The sequence below is a fragment of the Pseudomonas sp. CMR5c genome, from assembly GCF_003850545.1.
GTDB classification, from domain to species: Bacteria; Pseudomonadota; Gammaproteobacteria; order Pseudomonadales; family Pseudomonadaceae; genus Aquipseudomonas; species Aquipseudomonas piscis.
On record NZ_CP027705.1, the window covers coordinates 3,507,036 to 3,527,053 of the forward strand.

A 20,018-nucleotide genomic window follows, 5' to 3' on the forward strand; every position below is an offset into this window, starting at 1 on the left:
GCTCCTGCCCGCAGTAGATCGAGGCAAGACCCTGCGGGCCTTCGCGCAGCCTCGCCACGGGTTCGACAGCGGCTACAAGCCGCGGGCTCCCGGAGCCTGCGGCAGAGGATCAGAAGATCGAGAAGTTGTAGCTGACGATCAGGCGGGTTTCATCCATGTCGCGGGCGATCTTCTGGTAGTTGCTACGATAGGTGGCGTTGCGCAGGCGCAGGCTGACGTCCTTGAACGTGCCGCTTTGCACCACGTACTTGAGCTCGCTGTCGCGTTCCCATTCACGACCTTCACGCAGGCTGCCCGGGACCTTGATGTTGTCGCCGCTGACATAGCGAGTCAGGAAGCTCAGGCCATTGATGCCCACCGCCTTGAAGTCGTAGTCGTAGCGCAATTGCCAGGAGCGTTCCTGGATCGCGGCGAAGTCGTTGACCTGGACGTAGTTCACCAGGTACGGGTTGCTGCCATCCAGGTACGGCATCGAGTTATCGCCATACATGCGCTGCCAACCCGCACTGAACACATGTCCGCCCAGGCCGTAGCTGAGCATGGTGCTCAGGGCCCGGTGATCGATGCTGCCGGCACGGGCGCTGCCGCTGTCGTCACTCTTGATCAGGCGCAAGTCACCCTTGAGCACCCCGGGCCCCAGGGGCTGGTTGGCCACCAGGCCGATGAAGTGCTGGCGATAGATATCCTCGAGTTCGGCGTAATGGTACTGGCCGCTGAGGCGGTCGCTGAACTTGTAGTCCAGGCCGTAGGTGTCGAAGTGATCCGCCGTGGTGTTGCAGGCATAGCGCTTGTTCTTGCAATGCACGCGAATGTCCTGGGAATCGGTGGAATCCCGGGCGGTGTAGCGATTCAGGCGGGCTGCGGTGAAGGTCAGGTCCTTGACCTCCTTGGAGGTCAATACCGCGCCATTGAACATGGTGGGCAGCAGGCGCCCGTCGTTGTACTTGAGCAGCGGCAGGTCCGGCAATTGCGCGCCGTATTTGAACACGGTCTGGGACATGCGCACCTTGGCGGTCAGGCCAAGCTTGGCGTACTGGTCGGCCGAGCCTCGTGGATCATGCCCACTGGAGGGCAGCAGGCCGCTATTGCTGCGATCCGGGCTGGAGTCGAGCTTGATACCCAACATGCCCAGGGCATCGAGGCCAAAGCCCACTGTACCTTCGGTGTAGCCCGATTGCAGGTTGAAAATGAAGCCCTGGGCCGACTCCTCGCGCTTGGATGCGCCCTGCGCGGTCTTGGTGTGGCCATCACGGAAGTCCCGATTGAAGTAGACCGTGCGCGACTCGAGCTTGGCGCTACTGTCCTCGAGAAAACCGGCGGCTTGCGCCTGCAGGGTAAAACCCGAGCACAGGAAGGCGGCTCCGAGGCCCAGGAGCGGGCACGGATTGAGTAGAGGGAAAGGGGGACGCATGAACAGGCTCCAGCAGAAAATCAGTGACGCGAGGTAAAGAAAGACCCAGGGGAAATCCACTCGGCGAATTAAGTAGCGCCGACTGAATTGATTGAATCAATGAAGACCGGCAATGATGGCAGATCGCCTGCCAACCCCCTACCCGACTTTAGTCTGACTCCCCAGTCTGTCTCCGACTATTTTCCAACCCCCGTGGCGCCGCTGCAGGACCATGCGCATTCAGAAAAACATGATCATTTTCGACATTTTCTGCCAGACGAAAGCCGAGTCAAAAAAAGCTGTCCACATGCTCAAAAAATACTCCTCGACAAGCTATCGGTAGCAGTTAATGGCAAAAAAGCATCATTTTTGTTCGGTAAAAAAATACCGTTCGTCGGTTTTTTTGGCCTTTTTGTAAGAAATAACAAGTATTTGACGTTTTTCATTATGATCATAATGAATGTATTTATCTTATTGTTTTAAAAGGATTTTTTACTATCTAAAATCTAGATAAACCGCTGCGTCATTTATGCAACGCCAGAAAACGTCAATTAAACGTCTTAACCATATGGTAGTGTCAAAAAAAGCGCGCGATGAAGGCTATGTGCCATACGCTTTTTTCAGAAGGTGAGGCATCCCCTCGCCACACACTCATCATGGACGAGGTCGTTCCCTTGGAAGTCAGCGTTTTTGGTACTGGCTACGTCGGTCTGGTACAAGCCGTCGCCCTGGCCGATGTCGGGCATAACGTGGTCTGTGTCGATATAGACAGCCACAAGATCGCCCAACTGCAACGTTCCATTCCTCCGATTCACGAGCCGGGTCTCGCGACCCTGATCGAAGAGAATCAGAAGGCTGGCCGACTGCATTTCACCACCCGTCCCGGCGATGCCGTGAGCCATGGGCAAGTGATCTTCATCGCGGTCGGCACCCCCTCCAACGAAGACGGCTCCGCCGACCTGGACCACGTCCTGGCGGTGGCACGGGAAATTGCCAGCCTGATGTCCAGCGACAAGACCCTGGTGGTCAAGTCCACGGTTCCGGTGGGCACCGCCGACCTGGTGGTCGAAACCGTCGCCGAGCAACTGGCGGACCTGGGCAAGTCCCACTTGCAGGTGCATGTGGTGTCCAACCCGGAGTTCCTCAAGGAAGGCTCGGCGGTAGCCGATTGCATGCGCCCGGACCGGATCATCATCGGTTGCGCCCACGAACTGCCGCGCCACCAACTGAGCGAGCTGTACGCCCCGTTCAACCACAACCACGATCGCCTGATGTTCATGGACAACCGCAGTGCCGAGCTGGTCAAGTACGCGGCCAACGCGATGCTCGCCACCCGCATCAGCTTCATGAACGAAATGGCCAACCTGGCCGAGCGTCTCGGGGTCGACATCAACGCCGTGCGCAAGGGCATCGGCGCCGATCCGCGCATTGGCTACCACTTCATCTACCCCGGCGCCGGTTTTGGCGGCTCGTGCTTTCCCAAGGACCTGCGCGCCTTGATCCACACGGCCCAGAGCCACGGCCTGGAACCGCACATGCTCAAGACCGTGCGCGACGTCAACGAAGAGCAGCGCCATGTGCTGTTCCGCAAGCTCAAGGCGCACCTGGGGGACAACCTGCAGGGCAAGGTCATCGCCTTGTGGGGCCTGGCGTTCAAACCCAATACCGATGACATGCGCGAAGCCACCAGCCGCTACCTGATGGAAGCGCTGTGGCAGGCCGGGGCCAAGGTCCATGCCTTCGACCCCGAGGCCATGACCGAATGCCGGCGCCTGTACGGCTATCGCGATGACCTGCAGCTGTGCGCGACCCGCGACGACACCCTGCAGGGTGCCGATGCGCTGGTGATCTGTACCGAGTGGAAAGCCTTTCGCGTGGTGGACTTCAAGCTGCTGCGCGAGACCCTCAAGGACCGCCTGATCGTCGATGGGCGCAACCTCTACAACCCGCAACAGGCAGCGGATGCCGGGCTGCATTACCTGAGCATCGGCCTGCCCTATCGCGTACCGGGGGCACTTTGCGCATGAATATCCTGATCACCGGGGCCGCCGGATTCATCGGCGCCCATACCGCACTGCGTTTGCTCAAGGATGGGCACCAGGTCACCGGGCTGGATAATTTCAACGACTACTACGACCCCCAGCTCAAGCACGATCGAGTGCGCTGGGTGGAACGCCAGGTGGGGCATTTTCCCCTGCAACGCCTGGACCTGGCCGACAGCTCGGGCCTGGATCGGCTATTCGCCGAAGTCCGCCCGCAGGTGGTGATCAACCTCGCCGCCCAGGCCGGGGTGCGTTACTCCCTGGAAAATCCCAAGGCCTACCTGGACAGCAACCTCGGCGGGTTCCTCAACCTGCTGGAAATGTGCCGGCGCTACCCGGTGCAGCACCTGATCTACGCCTCGTCCAGCTCGGTGTACGGCGCCAACCAGCAGACGCCCTACAAGGTCAGCGACAACGTCGATCATCCACTGTCGCTGTACGCGGCCAGCAAAAAAGCCAATGAGCTGATGGCCCACAGCTACGCCCACCTGTTCGGCGTACCGGCCACCGGCCTGCGCTTCTTCACCGTCTATGGCCCCTGGGGCCGGCCGGACATGTCGCCGATCCTGTTCGCCGACGCCATCAGCCAGGGGCGCCCGCTGAAGCTGTTCAACTACGGGATGCACCAGCGCGACTTCACCTATATCGACGACATCGTCGAGTCCCTGGTACGCCTGCTGGGCAAACCACCGGCACGCGACCCGCTATGGGACCGCGAGCAACCGGACCCTTCCACCAGCATGGCGCCCTGGCGCCTGTTCAATATCGGCGGCCAGCGCCCGGTACAGCTCAAGGAGTACGTGACGACCCTGGAGAAACTGCTCGGCCGCACAGCCCAGGTGGAATACCTGCCCCTGCAACCGGGCGACGTGCTCAACACCTACGCGGACGTCAGCGCCCTGGAGAATCTCACCGGCTTCGGCCCCCAGGTTCCCCTGGAGGATGGCCTGCGAAGCTTCGTCCAGTGGTACCTGGGCTACTACCGCAGCAGCAACTGAACAGCGATTCCCACGCTTTTTCCGAACCTTTGCAATGGAAGTATTCCCGGTGGATATGGAAAGACCTGTCTCGTCGCCCGCCAGCGCCGCCCCCTCGCCCATAGACCGGCGCAACGACCCGTTCCGGCGCAAGGTCCAGGCCGCCATCGACCTGCAACACCATGGCTGGCTCAGCGGCCGCCAAGGTGGACGCCCCTGGACCCTGTCGCGCACCAAGCGCCTGACCTCGGCATCGCTGGCCGCGCTGTTGCTGGTGCTGTTGTCGCCGCTGCTGCTGGTAGTGGCCTTGCTGATCAAGTTCACCAGCCCCGGCCCGGTGTTCTTCGTGCAGTTGCGCACCGGCTTTCGCGGTCGGCGGTTCGGCATGTACAAGTTCCGCACCATGGTGGTCAACGCCGAGGCCCTCAAGGACTCGGTGCGCCACTTGAACAAGCACGGCCCGGACTCGGTGGACTTCAAGATCGACCGCGATCCACGGATCACCGGGATCGGCGGTTTCCTGCGTCGTACCAGCCTCGACGAACTGCCGAACCTGATCAACGTGGTGCTCGGCCAGATGCGCATCGTCGGCCCGCGCCCCACCTCGTTCCACGCCCAGACCTACAAGGAGCACCACCTGGGACGCTTGAGCATCTACCCGGGGATCACCGGCCTGTGGCAGGTATCCGGGCGCAGCGACGTGGACTTCGACGGTCGGGTAACCCTCGACATGACCTACATCTTCCAGCAGAGCCCCTGGCTCGACCTGAAGATCCTGATGAAAACCCCTTTCAAGGTCCTCAATGGCCACGGAGCAAGTTGAAATGGCGGCAGCAAACCTTGCCAGTCTGAAGATCCAGCGTCCCAGTGAAAGCAACCTGGCAGTGACCGTGCTCGACCAGGAGCTGCAGGTGATCCTGCTCACCGCGGCCAACCGCAACAGCGGCGTGACCAGCAGTTGCCTGAGCATGGCCAGCGAACTGGCGCGTACCAGCCGCGGCCGGGTACTGCTGGTCGATACCAGCCTTTCGGATGACAGCCTGACCCGGCGCCTGGGCCTGGAACAGTGTCCGGGGTTTCTCGACCTGGCCCTGGCCGAAACCCCGCCCGCGCTGGGCGAATGCATCCAGTCCAGCGCGGAACTGGACTTCGACCTGCTGCCCCTGGGCCGGCGCCAGCAATACAGCGAGCGGCTGACCGCCGAGCAGTTGCGCGAGCTCCTGCACACCCTGGTCGGCCAGTACCGCTTCGTGATCGTCGATGGCGACCCGGTGTACAGCAGCGGCGACATCCTCACCTTGAGCACCCAGGTCGATGGCGTGGTGCTGGTGGTGCGCAGCGAGGAAACCCGCTGGGAAGTGGCCCAGGCCGCTGCGCAACGCTTGATCCAGGCCGAGGCGAAGCTGATCGGCAGCGTGTTCAACGCCCGCAAGTACTACATGCCCAAGTGGGTTTACGACCGCCTCTGACCGGCACAAGGACCGTGTAACCATGAACAAGCCAAGACTTTCCCTGCTGAGCCTGTCGCTGTTGCTGGCCCTGGGCGGCTGCGTCAACCGCGAGCCGCAACAAATGCCGGTGCAGATCCTCAGCGCCCCGGCCGACCAGGCGCAGCTCACCGAGGTCATGCCCATCGAACAGGTGCTGCGGCCCCAGGACGTGCTGGACGTGATATTCCATATCGGCACCACCAGCCAGCAGCGCTACCTGGTGCAACCGGGCGACCAGGTGGACATCAGCTTCCTCTCCGCCCCGGAACTGGGGGGCAACAAGCTGGTGCTGCCCGACGGCAGCATCGACATGCCCTATATCGGCAACATCCAGGTCGCCGGGTTGTCCGCCGAGCAGGCGCGCCAGGCCCTGCAAGCACAGTACGCCAAGGTGCTGAAGAAACCGCAGATCACCTTCTCGATCTCCCACGCCATGGCCCAGCTGGACAACCTGCGTACCAGCCTAACCAACCCGGCCACCGGCCTGAGCCGCGAGATCGTGGTCGGCTCCGATGGCCGTGCGAGCTTCCCGCTGCTGGGCAGCCTGTCGCTGCAGGGCAAGAGCCTGAGCGAGCTGCAGAGCCTGATCAACCAGCGCTACGCCAAGGAGGTGGGACAAGTCAGCGTCGACGTGCTGCTCAAGACCACCGCCGCCAACGAGGTGTTCGTCATGGGCGAAGTCGGCCAGCCGGGCGCCTACCCGGTACGCCGGCCGATCTCGGTGCTCGAGGCCCTGACCCTGGCCAAGGGCGCAGGCCCCACCGCACGCCTCGACTCGGTGGTGATCATGCGGCGCAAGGGCAACCAGGTGGAGGCCCGGGTCTACGACGCCGACGCCGCGCTGGACGGCAAGGCGCTGCAATTCGCCTACCTGCAGCCGGACGACATGCTCTACGTGCCCAAGACCCGCCTGGCCAAGGCCGGTGCACTGAGCAAGCAACTGGCCGACGTGATCATGTTCCAGGGTGTCGGCTTCAGCTTCGGCTACCGCGTCGACAACAAAGAATCGAATAACAACTGAGTTCGCCTCGATGACCAAGATCGAAAACTACCTGCACGAGTTCCTCCTCGTGTTCTTCGTCAATCGGCGCCTGATCAAGCGGGTATTCCTGGGCTTCGCCCTCCTGGCGCTGCTCTTGCCGCTGGTGCTCAAGCAGAGCTTCGAGATCACCGCGGAAGTCATAGTGCAGTCCAAAAAGCTGTCGCAGACCGATGCCAACACCGTGCTCACTCCGGACAACGACAAATTCATCCCGCCATCGCTGGCGGACATGGAGACCGAGAGCAACATCCTGCGTTCGCCGACCCTGATCCGCGACACCATCGGCCAGTTGCGCGACGAGGGCCTGTTCGGCGGCAACGAGGGGTTGCTCGCCAGATTGCTGTTCAACCCCCTGCGCGATGGCGTGATCAATCCACTGCGCAATCATGTGATCAACCCGGTGCGCGGCTTCTTCGGTCTCGCGGTGGACCCGGTGCGCGATACCAGCCTGGACGCCTTCACCAACCAGGCGGTCAAGGACCTGAAAATCGGCACCCTGCCCGGCTCCAACGTGATCTCCATCGTCTACAGCAGCCCGTCCGCGGCCGAAGGCACGCGCTTCGTCGAACGCCTCTTGGCCAACTACCTGAAGAACCGCCAGGACCTGCAATCCAACGAACTGCCCGAAGCCTTCTATGAACAGAAGAAGGCCCAGTACCAGTCACGCCTGGATGACCTGGAAGGCAAGCGCCAGGCACTGCTGGAAGCGGCCCACGCCTCCGACCCCAAGGAGGAAATCACCTTCCGCCTGAACGCCATCAACACCGAGGAGCAATCGCTCAACGGCTATCGCGACCAGGCCCTGGAGAACCAGCGTCGTCTCGACTACTTGCAAAAGAGCCTCGCCGCCGCGCGCAAGGCCGGCTTGACCGACTACACCTTCCCCTTCGCCTTCGCCAACACCGTGGACAACGTGGCGTACGAGGATCGCGAGATCAAGCAACTGGGCGAGCAACTGACCAACCTGGTGGGCCAGTACGGCGTCACCGCCGATACCTACCGCGCCGACAGCGTACCGATGCAGCAACAGCGCGAGCAGATCGTGCGGGCCCGGGCGCAGTTCCTCAAGGTGGTGGAGAATCGCGTTCGCGAACGCAGCAGCGAGTTGCAGATCACCCAATCGGTGATCGCCCAGAAGACCACCCGCATCAACGACTACAAGGCCCGTGTACGTGACTTGCAGGAGGTGCTGAGCAAGCTGCGCCAACTGGATACCGAGATCGACGCCCTGCACAAGGCGTTCTTCACCTATACCCAGCGCTATGAAGAAAGCCGCGGCGAACGCCTGATCAGCGGCGAGCTGTCCAACGCCCGGGTGCTCAGCCAGCCCTACGAACCTAGCGAAGCGGCCTTTCCCAAACCGATGCTGATCATTCCCCTGGGTCTGCTCACCGGCCTGCTGCTGGCCATCGCCCTGGGTTATGTCTACGAGTTCTTCGACCATCGCTTCAAGCATCCGGCCCAGGTCAACGACCACCTCGGCCTGCCAGTGCTGATGGTGCTCAATGCGATCGAACAACCCCAGGTCAACCCCTACCCGCGCTGGACCTGGCGTTGGGCCTGGCATTGGGCCAAGCAGTGAGCAACCTGAACATGGCCGCGCAACCCATCGTGCACCTGATCCACAGCGGCGGTTTCTACGGTGCCGAACGCATGTTGCTCGATCACTGCCTGGTCACCCCCGGGCAGCACCGGGTGGTGTTCCTCGACGCCCCGCCGGCGCTGTTGCAGCGCTTCACCGAAGCCGGCGTGAGCTGCCACAACTGTCGCGACCTCAAGGCTTTGCTGGTGCACCTGCGCCAGCAACCCGGGCTGCTCAACGCGCACAATTTCAAGGCCCAGGTGTTCGCCTGGATCTGTGCCCGGCGCCTGCGCTTGCCATTGGTCCTGACCCAGCATGGCTTCACGCCCAGGAGCCTGAAGCAGAAGCTCTATACCTGGACCAGCCTGCGCCTGTGCCGCAGCCGCCAGGTACGTCGCGTGGCCTGCGTCGCCCAGAGCATCGCGCGCCTGCATCTGGCGGCCGGGGTGGCGCCAGACAAGCTGCAAGTGATTGCCAACGGCCTGCCGCAGCCGCTCCCGCCCCGCACCACCAACTACGAGGGCCCGCCCTCGGGCGAACCCCAGGTGCGCCGGGACGAAATGGAGCCCCTGGTGGGTTTCGTCGGCCGCCTGAGTGAGGAAAAAGGCCCGGATCTATTCCTCGACGCCCTGGTCGCCCTGTGCCGGCAACGCCCGCAGCTCAAGGCGGTACTGCTGGGTGACGGCGAGCAGAACCAGGCCCTGCGCCAGCGCATCGACGCCGAAGGCCTGTCGCTGCGCATCCTGTTGCCGGGTTACCAGCAAGACATGCAGCCCTGGCTGCGACGCCTCAATGTCCTGGTGATCAGCTCGCGCACCGAAGGCACGCCGATGATCCTGCTCGAAGCCATGCAAGCCGGCACGCCAGTCGCGGCGTTCGCCGTGGGCGGTATTCCCGATGTCCTGCAGCACCGGCACAACGGCCTCTTGGCCCCCCCCTGAACAGTGCCGAGCTGGCCCGGTGCATCGGCGAGCTGCTGGACGATCCGGCCCTGGCGCAGACCCTGGCCGAGGCCGCACGCGCTACCCAGCGCGAGCATTACCACCTGCCGACCCTGGCCCGTAGCTGGGACGAGCTGTATCGCCTGGCCAGGGAGGCCGACCCAGCATGATCGCCGCCCCTGTTCTAGGCCTGTTCCTGGGCCTGGCCGCCCTGGCCCTGCTGGCCAGCCCCTGGCCATTCCTGGCCCCCCTGGTGGTGGTCGGCCTCGCGGGCCTGGCCGTGCTGTATCGGCGTCCGGGCTGGGGGCTGCTGGGCATTTGCGCCCTGGTGCCGTTCGAAGGCCTGTTCAAGGACAGCGCCTTTTCCGGGGCCAAGCTGCTGGGCGCCTCGCTGATCCTGATCATGCTGTTCAAGTTGCTGTTGCGGCACATTCCCGATACCCGCCTGGGCAGCAATCTGTGGCGAGCCCTGGGCCCCTTCCTGCTGTGCCTGCTGTTGAGCCTCATGTACAGCGAGAACCTGGCCGTATCCCTGGACAGCCTGCGAGAGCTGGCGGTGGGCCTGGTGCTGTTCTTCGTCACCTTGCTGATCGCCCGGGAGACCAACCTGCTGATGCTCTGCCGCTTGCTGGCGGTGAGCGTAGCCATCACTTGCGTGATCGCGCTGGTCTCGGCCAAGTACCAGGTGGGAGGCCGGGCCATCGGCCTGCTGCAGGACGCCAACTACTTCGCCCTGCTGATCGCCATGGCCGTGCCGCCGGCGATCCTCCTGGCCCTGCGCGCGCCCTGGTGGCCGCTACGGCTGTTCTGGATCGCCATCGGCCTGACCCTCATGGCCGGCATGACCAAGACCGACTCGCGCTCCGGATTGCTGGTAGTGCTGTTCACCATCGCCATCGGTGCCTGGCACTACCGCGACCGGCTCAAGGGCCTGCGACCCAAGCACCTGGGGTTCGCCATGTTCGCCGTGGCGATCGTCGTGCCCCTGGGCATCGCCGCCTTGCCAGCGGACTACGTGGCGCGGATCAAGTCCCTGAGCATGCTCAAGTCCGGTGCCCATTCCGAGGACACCTCCCTGGGCCGGCGCACCTCCTACCTGGTCGTGGGCGGGCAGATGATCCGCGACAACCCGCTGCTGGGTTCGGGCCTGGGCACCTTCCCCGTGCACTATGCGCAGACCGGCTTCGCCAGCGGCTTCTCGGAGAACCTCAACGAGCCCGACCTGTATCGCCGGGCGCACAACACCTACCTGGAACTGTTCAGCGAGCTGGGAATTCCCGCGGGCCTGAGCTTCGTCGCGCTGATGCTCATGGGCCTGCGCAACTTCGAGCGCGCGCGCCAGGCATTCCTCGCCCGGGGCGCCCGGGAACAGGCCGACATCGCCACCCACCTGGGTCTGAGCCTGTTGGCGCTGGCGGTGTTCCTGCTGTTTCTCAGTGCACCGAACCACAAGTACCTGTGGATCTTCCTCGCCCTGTCCAGCGTGCTGCGCCGACAAGCCGAGGACAGCCGATGAGCGGCTACCGCGGGCCTGAGCGCCGCAGGCCCCCGGGCAGCGGCGTTCGCCAAGCTCGCCGGCAATGCGAGCGTGACTTCAACCCAATCCGGCCAAGGGAGGCAAAGATGCACAGGATCAGCGTGATCGTGCCCATGTACAACGAGGCCCGGCACATAGGCCGGACCCTGGACAGCGTGCTGCGCGCGGCCCGGGTGGCGGGTGTCGACTGCGAACTGATCGTGGTCGACAACGGCTCCATCGACCAGGGCCCGCAACAGGCTCGCGAAATGGGCGCGCGGGTACTGCTGTGCCCGGGCCTGAGCATCGGCGCCCTGCGCAACCGCGGGGCCGCGGTCGCCAGCGGCGACAGCCTGGCATTCCTCGATGCCGACATCGAGGTGCCCGAGGATTGGCTGCAACTCTGGCAACTGGCCCAGGGACAACGGACCGCCGAAGTCTTCGCCCTGGATTGCGCCGCCCCCAGCAGCGCGCCGTGGTTCGCCCGAGCCTGGCAGCGACGCAGCCTAGCCGCCGGGACCCAGGCCCGCCTGCTGCACTGGATGCCCAGCCCCAACCTGTGCCTGGAGCGGGCGTGGTTCGAGCGCGTCGGCGGTTTCGACGAGCAACTGCGCACCGGTGAGGACAAGGACTTCGGCCTGCGCCTGCACGCCGCCGGCGCCCGGCAACTGAGCCTGCCCCGGCCCCAGGTGCTGCATTGGGGCTTCGAGGGCAGCTGGCGCGAATGGGCCGCCAAGGAACGCTGGCGCCAGGGCAGCCATGTGCAATTGCTCAAGGCTGGCGGAGCAAGCCCGCGCCTGCTGCGCTTCCCCCTGCTGTGCCTGGCTTGCGCGCTGCTCAGCCTGCTGGCGCTGGGCGCCCTGCTCCTGGGCCGGGCCGACAGCGCCCTGCTGTACCTGGCTGCGGGCGCGCTGGCGCCGCTGGTTCTGGCCCTGCGCCAGGGCCTGCGCCAGCGCGATCCGCTGTTCGTCCTGCAGCTCTGGTTGCTGCACTGGGTTCGCCTGCACCTGGGGGCCCTGGCCCTGGTGCAGGGTCTGTTCAACCGTTGCGTCATGAGGCCCGACCGTGGCTAAGACTCTTTTCTGGCTCTGCCTGCTGCTGCCCATCTACGCCTGGATCGGCTACCCGCTGCTGCTGGCCCTGCTCAGCCGCTTCGTGCGGCCAAGGCCTGAGCTGTCCGGCCAGCCACTGTCGGTCAGCGTGATCATCGCCGCCCACAACGAAGGCCCGCACATCGAGCACAAGCTGCGTACCCTGCTGCTCCAGGACTATCCGGCTCCTGACTTGCAGATCATCCTCGCCAGCGATGGCTCCAGCGACGATACCGTAGCCATTGCCCTGGCCGTGCGCGACCCGCGGATCGTGGTCCTGGACCTGCCCAGGGTGGGCAAGGCCGGGGCCCTGAACGCCGCCGTGGAGTTGGCCCGCAACGACATCCTGGTGTTCACCGACGCCGACAACCAATGGTCCACCGATACCCTGGGCAAGCTCCTGGCGCCCCTGGGCGATCCGCAGGTCGGTGCGTGCGGCGGGCACATGATCATCCCGCGGCCCGGGCATAACCTGAGCCTGGGCGACAGCCTGTACCGCCACTATGAAGCCTGGGTACGCCAGGCGGAGAACCGCACCGGCTGCATGGTATCCGCCGACGGCGCGTTGCTGGCCCTGCGCCGGGAGCTGTTCCAGAGCATTCCGGCCGAGGTCAACGATGACTTCTTCATCAGCACCTGCGCCCCGGTGGCGGGCAAGCGCATCGTCTATGTGGAAGAAGCCCAGGTCCTGGACCAGGGCGTGGACGAGGCCGGCAAGCAGTACCGCCGGCGCCTGCGAGTCACGGTGGGCGGCCTGCAGAGCCTGGCCCAGCGTCGGCAACTGATGAATCCCTGGCGCCATGGCGCCTATGCCATCGCCCTGATCAGTCACAAGCTGATCCGCCGCCTGGCTCCGGTCCTGTTGCTGCCGCTGCTGCTGGCCAACTTGCTGCTGTGGAATGCCGGGGCCTTCTACAGCCTGTGCCTCATCGCCCAGTTGCTGGGCTACGGCGCCGGCGTGATGGGTCTTCTGGACCGCAGCGGACGCTTGCCCAAGGTGTTTCGCCTGGCCGGTTTCGTCCTGGTGACCCTGGCCGGCATGAGCATGGGCCTCTGGCAATTTCTCCGCGGGCAGCGCTATGCCCTGTGGAACCCACAACAGAATCGCTGACATGACCTTCAAACTAGCCCTCAAGCGCCTGCTGGGCAGCGCCTACCTGCACAGCGCCGGGCGTTCGCGCCTGGGCGAGGCCGGGGTGGTGCTGATGCTGCACCGGGTACTGGTCGACTCCACCGCCGCGGCCAAACCCCATCGCGCGCCCCTGTGCGTCGGCCAGGCCCAGTTCGAACAGTTGCTGCGCTGGCTGCGCCGGCATTTCGACTGCGTGCCGTTGCAGCAACTGCTGGAATTGCCTGGTGGCGACCGGCCGCGTGTGGCGCTGACCTTCGACGATGGTTGGCGCGACAACGCCGAGGTGGCCTACCCGGTCCTGGAGCGTTACGAGGTGCCGGCCAGTATTTTCCTGTCCACCGACTTCATCGGCAGTCCGCAGGGCTTCTGGTGGGAGTCGATCGGCGAAACCCTGTGGCGACAGGCCGGCGCCGCAGCTGGCCAGCCATTGCTGGAGCTCCTGCGCGCCCTGCAACTGACGCCACCGCTGGAGCTGCTGCAGGCTGGCGACAGCGATGCCCGCAGCCGCCTGCTCGGCGGTTATCTGCAGCGCCTCAAGCGACTGCCTGCGACCACCCTGCAGCAACTGGCCGACACCTGCCCGGCAGGCGCCGCGCCGCACGCCATGGACTGGACCCAGGTCAAGCACCTGGAGCGCTCGGGGCTGGTGTCCTTCGGCCCCCATGGCGCCAGCCACGGCATCCTCACCCAGCTTGAAGACGCGGCCCTGCGCACCGACCTGCAACGCTCCCATGACACCCTGCGCAAACGCTGCCAGGCGCCCCTGCAAGTCTATTGCTACCCCAATGGCGACCACGACCCCCGGGTGCGGGCCGCCGTATCCGCGCTGGGCTATCGCTATGCCCTGGGCACCCGGTCCGGCCTGATCGAGGCCAGTGGCAACGCCTGGCTGGCCCTGCCGCGCATCGACGTCAGCCATGCCAGCGCCGCCCACCCCGGGCTCCTGGCCTGGCGCCTGTGGCAGGGAGCCCGGGCATGAAGCGCAGCGGCTATCTCTGGCACCTGGCCCTGAGCATGGGCACCCGCTTGGCGATGATCGGCCTGCGCCTGCTGCGCAATGTGCTGCTGGCGCGTCTCCTGGGCCCGGCGGACCGCGGCCTGTTCGCCCTGCTCAGCACCCTGCCGGACCTGATCGCCGCGCTCACCAGCGGCGGCCTCAATACTGCGGTGGGCTACGAGGCGGCACGCCAGCGGCCCATGGGCCTGTTGCTGACCCAGGTACTGGTCTATGGCTGCCTGCTGGCCAGCCTGCTGACCCTGGCGGGCCTGGCGCTGATCAATACCCTGGGCAGCCAGTGGGAACTGAGCCTGCAACTGGGCGACCTGGCCTGGCTGTTGTTGCTGGCGGTGCCGCTCACCGTGCTCAAGAGCGGACTGCTGACCCTGCACAACGCCGACGGCCGGGTCGAAGCCTTCAATGCCCTGCGGCTGCTGGAATCCCTGGTGCCGCTGCTGCTGTTCGTCGGCCTGTGGTGGATCTGGCGCGAGCAACCGCTGGCCGCGGCGCTGGGCGGCTGGTTGGGCGGTACGCTGCTGGTGGTCGTGGTGGGCTGGTGCTGGCTGCGGCGCTGGCACGATTTGCGCCTGCACTGGCAGACCGGGCAGCAGCGCGAACTGTTGCGCTACAGCGCCCAGAGTCACCCCGGGGTGCTGGCCCAGCAATTGATGCTGCGCTCGGACTACCTGTTCATCGGCGCCCTGCTCGATCCGGCAGCCCTGGGCTGGTATGCCATGGCCAGTGCCGCTGCCGAGCTGCTGTTGATCATTCCCGAGGCGGTGACCACTCCACTGATGAAACGCCTGCTGCAACAAGGCAGCGGCATCGAGCAACTGACCGCCCTGGCGCTGCGCCTGACCGCCACGGTCATGCTGCTGGCCTGCCTGGGCATGGCGTTGATCGGCCAATGGTTGATCGTGACCTTGTTCGGCGCCGCCTATGCCCCGGCCTACAGCGCCCTCTTGGCATTGCTGCCGGGCCTGTTCGGCCTGTGCTACGCCAGCATCTTGCGCCTGGACCTGCTGGGCAAGCAGCGCCCCGGCGCCCTGTCGCTGCTGATGGGCGGCGGCGCCCTGTTGAACCTGGCGCTCAACGCGCTGCTGATTCCACGGCTGGGCATCGTCGGTGCCGGCCTGGCCTCGTCCATCGCCTACCTGGCGGTGAGCCTGGTGATGCTCGGCCTGTACTGCCGCCTGAGCGGCGTGGCCTGGTATCGCACCCTGATTCTGCTGCCTGCGGACGTGACTTACGTACGCCAGCTACTGCGCCCCAAGGAAAAGGCCTGATGAAATCCCGTTCCCTGATTGTCCTGCTGCTACTCACGGCGCCCGCCCTGCAGGCGGCCCCCATGCAATGGGGCGATATCCGCGATGGCAGCCTGTACCTGCAGGCCAGCGTTACCGATACCCTGCACCTGCGCTGGAGCCCGGCCTGGCAAAGCGACGCCAACCAGGAACAGCTGTACCTGGTCGGTCCCGATGGCCAACTGCGCCAACAGGTGGATATCCCGGCCGACCAGGCCTACGGCCAGGACAGCATCCTGCTGCCCGCCGCCAGCGGTGACTACCGGCTGCAAGTGCCCGGCTACAGCTTCCGCAACTTCAGGATCGGCCATGACAGCGCCACCCAGGCCCAGTTCGAACCCACCAAGGTGCATTTCAGCGCCGACGTACCCGACGGCACCGAGCTGTACTTTCGCGTTGCCGCCGGTGAACGAGCCGTGCTCGCAGGCAAGTACCACGGTGGCGTGAGTGTGTTGCAAGCGGTGCGCCTGAGCGACGGGGCGAAGGTCCGGCTCAAGCTCGAGACCCACGATCAATACCCGCAATTCGACCAGGCCGAACTGCCGGTGGCCGAGCGCGACGAAGTCTGGCGCCTGTCCATGGGCGGCTCCGGCAAGGTCGGCTTCTGGCTCGACGGCACCGCCAACCTGTTCGCCCAGGACCTGCGCCAACTGCACCCCTTGCAATGGACCCCGGGGCACGTGGAACTGAACCTGCACCCACAACTGGCCGGCCCCAGCCCGCACCTGGGCGTGGCCCTGCCCTACGCGCAACCGCCGCAGTCGACCTTCGAGCTGCTGCGAGCCCTGGGCCCCCGAGCCGCCAACTTCTACAGCTTCGTCGACGTGATCAAGGCCGAGCCCGAGCGGGAAATCGCCTTTCGCAGGCTCTACCGCGAGACCTTTGGCGTGGACCGCGATATCACCCTGCTGGCGGGGACCGGGCGCAGGCCGGTACTGGAAGCCAGCCCGCAAACCCTGGCCGGCCTCGATGCCTGGCTGGACGACAGCACGCGGTTGGGCAAGCAGGGCCTGCATTACCTGGCGTTCGCCGATGAACCCAACCTCAACTATCCGAGCTACGCCGCCTTCGCTGCCTATTTCAGCCAGATGCTGGAACGCACCAAGGCCCATCCCGAGGCCCGGGCCGCCGGGGTACGCATCGCCATGCCGGTGAGCTCGCGCCTGCTGGACGGACCGTTCCGGGTCGGCGCCGGCCAGCGCCGGGGGATCGACTGGGCACGCAAGCTGCTGGCCGAGCATGGCCCGGACATCGACGCCCTGGCCTGGCACGAATGGATGGTGCGCGACCTGCTGGCCACCCGCCGCTACCGCGCCAGCGTACGCGCCGCCGCCGACCTGGTGGGCCTGGACGACCAGGGTCGGCCACGCAAGGCATTGCTGCTGAGCCAGACCAATATTTCCAGCGGCCCGGACCTCAGCCCCTACCAGCAAGACACGCATTACGCCGGCCTGTGGTGGGCCTCGGTGGTGTTCAACGCGTCCCAGGATGGTTTGCTGGACATGCTCAACTGGTTCCAGGCCGCCGACGAGCCGGAGTATCCCAAGGGCATGCTGGCCCAGCACGGCGCCCGGCACTTTCGCCTCAAGCCGGTGGCCCTGGCCCAGCAGTTCCTCCAGCAGCATTGGCTGCCCCAGGTGCAGGTCCTGGACAACCCGGCCTTCGAGGTCGATGCCCTGGCCCTGCGCGACGGCCCGCGCCATAGCCTGCTGGGCGTGGCCAAGACTGCGCGCCGGCAGACCATCGAGGTCTCCATGCCAACCCACCACTGTCCGCCGGAACCGCAACTGACCTTGCTCGGCGCCGATGGCCAGGCGCGCCCCGCCAGCGTGCAGTGCGATTCGGATCGGCTGGTGTTCCAGCTGCCCGGCGAGACCCTGTTTGCCTTGACCTGGAAAACCCTATGAGTCGCTTGACCGGCCTGTTGGCCAAGATCCGCCGCAAGGGCCTGCGCGGCAGCCTGCGAGTGCTGCGCGAACGGTTCTTCTATTACCACTGGGAGCTGTTGACCCTGGAGCGCTCCCTGGCCCTGCCGGTGCCCTGTCCCATCGACCCCGCACGCTGGCCCCAGGTGCCCATCACCCGGGAGCTGCTGCCGGCCTTCGACAAATACTTCAAGGCCCAGCTACCGGCCATTCGTGGCCTGCTGGACAAGGGCAGCCGGGGCAGCGCGCACCTGGATCACCAGGGCAACGTGATGATGATGGTGTGGATCAGCGAGCGCGATTACTACGACGACCAGCTGTACCGCTGCTGGATGCGCGTGCCACCGGGCTGCCTGTATCAGTTCGCCGGTGAATGCGCGCAGCCCTACCGGGGCTCGGGGGTGGTGATCCTGGCGCAGAAACTGCTCTGGGAGGAGTACCGCGAGCGCGGCTTCAAGAGCACCCGGGCCCTGGTCAACGTGCGCAACGAACCTGCGCTGAAGATGCACATGCGCCTGGGTTTCCAGGAAGTCGGCGAATCCCTGCATATCTACTGCCTGTTGCGGTGCCTGCACTTCCATCGCCGCCGCCCCTATCACCAGACCCGCTTGCACCAGCTGCGACGCGGGCGCCTGCTGGATCAGCAAGCCGGCACGAAGACCGACCAGGAGCGGCCATGAACATGCGCTGGCAATGGTGCAGCGACCTCTCGGCGGCGCAGTTCCCCGAGGCCGCCTATGAGCAATTGCGCGCCGCCACCGAGCAGGCCACGCCGTTCAATCGCCTGGGCTGGCTGCGCGGTGCGGCCCAGGCCCTGGCCCCGGGCCAGGCGTTGCAGGTCCTGCTGGGTTGGCAGGAGCAGCGCTTGGTGCTGTGCCTGCCATTGGTGGCCGGCCGCGAATCCCGTGGGGGGCTGCCGCTGCGCGTGGTGCGCCACCTTGGACATCCGCTGAGCGATCGCCTGGCCTTGCTGGTGGCCGACAGCGCCCGGCACGCCATGCCCGAGGCACTGCGGCAAATCCGTCGGCACCTGCCCCATGACCTGTTGCAACTGCATGAGCTGGTGGCGGCCGATGAGCTGTTGGCACCCTGGCGCCAGGCCAGCAGCTACGCCGAGCAAACGCTGACTTGCCGGGTACCGGAGCACCTGGTTGTACCCGCCGATGCCGAGGAAGCCAGTGGCACCTTGCGCTACGAATTGCGCCGGGCCAGGAAGCGCTGTGCGCAGATTGATGCACGGATCATCCGCGTGGCGCCCAGGGCCGAGGGGGTCGACGAAATCCTGCAGAGGCTGTGCGAGGTCGAGCAGGCCAGCTGGAAAGGCACCGACGGCCTGGGGATCTTCTCCGGTGGCCCACGCCGGCAATGGATGTTCAGCGCCTTGCGCCAGCTGGCCGCCGAGGATTGCGTGCGGATCGTGCTGCTGGAGCACCAGGGGCGTTGCATCAGCTATCGCCTGGGCCTGCTGGAACGCGGCCGCCTGTACGACTACAACATCGCCTTCCTGGCCGACTACGCCAACCTGGGCAGCGGCCGCTTGCTGCTGGACGAATGGATCCGCTGGGGGCTGGAGGATGGTTGGCAATGGGTGGACGCCTCCCGGGTCAGTCTCAGCCGCTCCAGCCACCAGTTGCACGAACGCCTGAGCGGCCTGGTGGAACAGCAGCGCTGGAGCTTCTACAGCTGGCGTGCCCTGGGCCTGCTGGCGGGCCTGGGCGAACGCCTCTGGCAACGACTCAAACCTCATCTCAAGGCCTGGCGCGAACGACGCCAGGCCGCCGCCACAGCGAAGGTGCGCCCATGAAGGAATCCCAGGCCAACGCGCCACGAGTGATAGTCAACGCCGACGACTTCGGCCTCGACCCGGACTACAACCAGCTGACCCTGCGAGCCTTCAAGAGCGGCGTGATCAGCTCCGCCACCTTGATGGCCAACATGCCGGCCTTCGAAGATGCCTGCCAACTGGCCCACCGACATGAGCTGCTGGGGCGCATCGGCCTGCACTTCAACCTGACCTACGGCCCGGCCCTGAGCGAGGCGATCCGTCGACAACCGCTGTTCTGCGACGCCCAGGGCCAGTTCGACCTGAACCTGCCGCGCTCGGCCCTGCGCCTGCCGCAGCCGGCGGCCGCCGCGGTGCTGCAAGAGCTTGAAGCACAGTGGGAGCGCTGCCTCGCCCAGGGGCTGCGGCCCAGCCATATCGACTCCCACCAACACGTGCACAACCTGTGGCCGGTGGCGGCGATCGTCGCCCGCTTCGCCGCCCGGCAAGGGGTTCCGGTACGCCTGGCGCGCAATGTCGGGAGCAATATCGGGCTGGTCAAATGGCTATTCAAGACCGCCCTGAACCGGCGCATCCGCTGGTTGTCCGGCGCCAGTGCAGACTCGGTGTGCACCCCCAGGGACCTGCTGGAAGGCTTGCGCCCCGGGGGGGTGATCGAGGTGGTGGCGCACCCGACGCAATTGGCCGATGGCGATTTCGGCGACGACTACCTGCCGGCGCAACAATCGTTGGAGCGACTGCTGGCCCAGGCCTTGCCCGGATACCGGCGGGTCGCCTACAGCGAACTCTAGGAGGAGCGGTGATGG

The 20,018-nt window shown here is 65.4% G+C and carries 17 protein-coding genes and 1 pseudogene; 17 read left to right on the forward strand and 1 reads right to left on the reverse strand.

Annotated features, from left to right (window positions below; all coding sequences use genetic code 11):
* Nucleotides 1-109: 109 nt before the first annotated feature.
* A complete protein-coding gene (locus tag C4K40_RS16090) occupies nucleotides 110-1,411 on the reverse strand; it encodes an OprD family porin (RefSeq protein ID WP_022644532.1) in 1,302 nt (433 codons plus the stop codon).
* Nucleotides 1,412-1,510: 99 nt separating this feature from the next.
* Between C4K40_RS16090 and C4K40_RS16095 the strand changes: the two genes are divergently transcribed.
* The 17 genes and pseudogenes from C4K40_RS16095 (at nucleotide 1,511) to C4K40_RS16175 (ending at nucleotide 20,003) form a co-directional block, all read left to right on the forward strand.
* On the forward strand, nucleotides 1,511-1,873 hold the full coding sequence (locus C4K40_RS16095; protein ID WP_124421323.1) for a hypothetical protein: 363 nt from the start codon (nucleotides 1,511-1,513) through the stop codon (nucleotides 1,871-1,873).
* A gap of 191 nt (nucleotides 1,874-2,064) precedes the next feature.
* Nucleotides 2,065-3,417, forward strand: a complete 1,353-nt coding sequence (locus C4K40_RS16100; protein WP_031321722.1) for a UDP-glucose/GDP-mannose dehydrogenase family protein — start codon at nucleotides 2,065-2,067, stop codon at nucleotides 3,415-3,417.
* Nucleotides 3,414-4,430: an NAD-dependent epimerase gene (locus C4K40_RS16105; protein ID WP_022644535.1), complete on the forward strand. Its 1,017-nt coding sequence runs from the start codon at nucleotides 3,414-3,416 to the stop codon at nucleotides 4,428-4,430. The genes C4K40_RS16100 and C4K40_RS16105 overlap by 4 nt, the downstream gene beginning before the upstream one ends.
* A 55-nt stretch (nucleotides 4,431-4,485) precedes the next feature.
* Nucleotides 4,486-5,232: a sugar transferase gene (locus C4K40_RS16110; protein ID WP_031321723.1), complete on the forward strand. Its 747-nt coding sequence runs from the start codon at nucleotides 4,486-4,488 to the stop codon at nucleotides 5,230-5,232.
* A 1-nt stretch (nucleotide 5,233) separates the two neighbouring features.
* Nucleotides 5,234-5,878, forward strand: a complete 645-nt coding sequence (locus C4K40_RS16115) for a CpsD/CapB family tyrosine-protein kinase (RefSeq protein WP_022644537.1) — start codon at nucleotides 5,234-5,236, stop codon at nucleotides 5,876-5,878.
* Nucleotides 5,879-5,900: 22 nt separating this feature from the next.
* A complete protein-coding gene (locus C4K40_RS16120; protein WP_022644538.1) occupies nucleotides 5,901-6,920 on the forward strand; it encodes a polysaccharide biosynthesis/export family protein in 1,020 nt (339 codons plus the stop codon).
* A gap of 10 nt (nucleotides 6,921-6,930) precedes the next feature.
* The gene (locus tag C4K40_RS16125) at nucleotides 6,931-8,523 is read left to right on the forward strand and encodes a lipopolysaccharide biosynthesis protein (protein WP_022644539.1); all 1,593 of its coding nucleotides are present in this window, start codon (nucleotides 6,931-6,933) and stop codon (nucleotides 8,521-8,523) included.
* Nucleotides 8,524-8,534: 11 nt separating this feature from the next.
* Nucleotides 8,535-9,634, forward strand: a pseudogene (locus tag C4K40_RS16130) (glycosyltransferase family 4 protein).
* Complete coding sequence (locus tag C4K40_RS16135) at nucleotides 9,631-10,980, forward strand: O-antigen ligase (RefSeq protein ID WP_022644542.1); 1,350 nt, start codon at nucleotides 9,631-9,633, stop codon at nucleotides 10,978-10,980. The pseudogene C4K40_RS16130 and the gene C4K40_RS16135 overlap by 4 nt, the downstream one beginning before the upstream one ends.
* A gap of 107 nt (nucleotides 10,981-11,087) precedes the next feature.
* Nucleotides 11,088-12,053, forward strand: a complete 966-nt coding sequence (locus C4K40_RS16140; protein WP_053130173.1) for a glycosyltransferase family 2 protein — start codon at nucleotides 11,088-11,090, stop codon at nucleotides 12,051-12,053.
* A complete protein-coding gene (locus tag C4K40_RS16145; protein ID WP_053130176.1) occupies nucleotides 12,046-13,182 on the forward strand; it encodes a glycosyltransferase family 2 protein in 1,137 nt (378 codons plus the stop codon). The genes C4K40_RS16140 and C4K40_RS16145 overlap by 8 nt, the downstream gene beginning before the upstream one ends.
* A gap of 1 nt (nucleotide 13,183) precedes the next feature.
* Nucleotides 13,184-14,182, forward strand: coding sequence for a polysaccharide deacetylase family protein (locus tag C4K40_RS16150; RefSeq protein WP_053130179.1), 999 nt, complete (start codon nucleotides 13,184-13,186; stop codon nucleotides 14,180-14,182).
* On the forward strand, nucleotides 14,179-15,486 hold the full coding sequence (locus tag C4K40_RS16155) for an oligosaccharide flippase family protein (protein WP_053130182.1): 1,308 nt from the start codon (nucleotides 14,179-14,181) through the stop codon (nucleotides 15,484-15,486). Before C4K40_RS16150 ends, C4K40_RS16155 begins: the two co-directional genes overlap by 4 nt.
* A complete protein-coding gene (locus C4K40_RS16160; protein ID WP_053130185.1) occupies nucleotides 15,486-17,411 on the forward strand; it encodes a hypothetical protein in 1,926 nt (641 codons plus the stop codon). The genes C4K40_RS16155 and C4K40_RS16160 overlap by 1 nt, the downstream gene beginning before the upstream one ends.
* Nucleotides 17,408-18,109, forward strand: coding sequence for a GNAT family N-acetyltransferase (locus C4K40_RS16165; RefSeq protein ID WP_022638851.1), 702 nt, complete (start codon nucleotides 17,408-17,410; stop codon nucleotides 18,107-18,109). The genes C4K40_RS16160 and C4K40_RS16165 overlap by 4 nt, the downstream gene beginning before the upstream one ends.
* Nucleotides 18,106-19,233 carry a GNAT family N-acetyltransferase gene (locus C4K40_RS16170; RefSeq protein ID WP_022638852.1) on the forward strand — a complete coding sequence of 376 codons (1,128 nt, stop codon included), beginning with the start codon at nucleotides 18,106-18,108 and terminating at the stop codon, nucleotides 19,231-19,233. Before C4K40_RS16165 ends, C4K40_RS16170 begins: the two co-directional genes overlap by 4 nt.
* Nucleotides 19,230-20,003: a carbohydrate deacetylase gene (locus tag C4K40_RS16175; RefSeq protein WP_053130188.1), complete on the forward strand. Its 774-nt coding sequence runs from the start codon at nucleotides 19,230-19,232 to the stop codon at nucleotides 20,001-20,003. Before C4K40_RS16170 ends, C4K40_RS16175 begins: the two co-directional genes overlap by 4 nt.
* Nucleotides 20,004-20,018 lie beyond the last annotated feature (15 nt).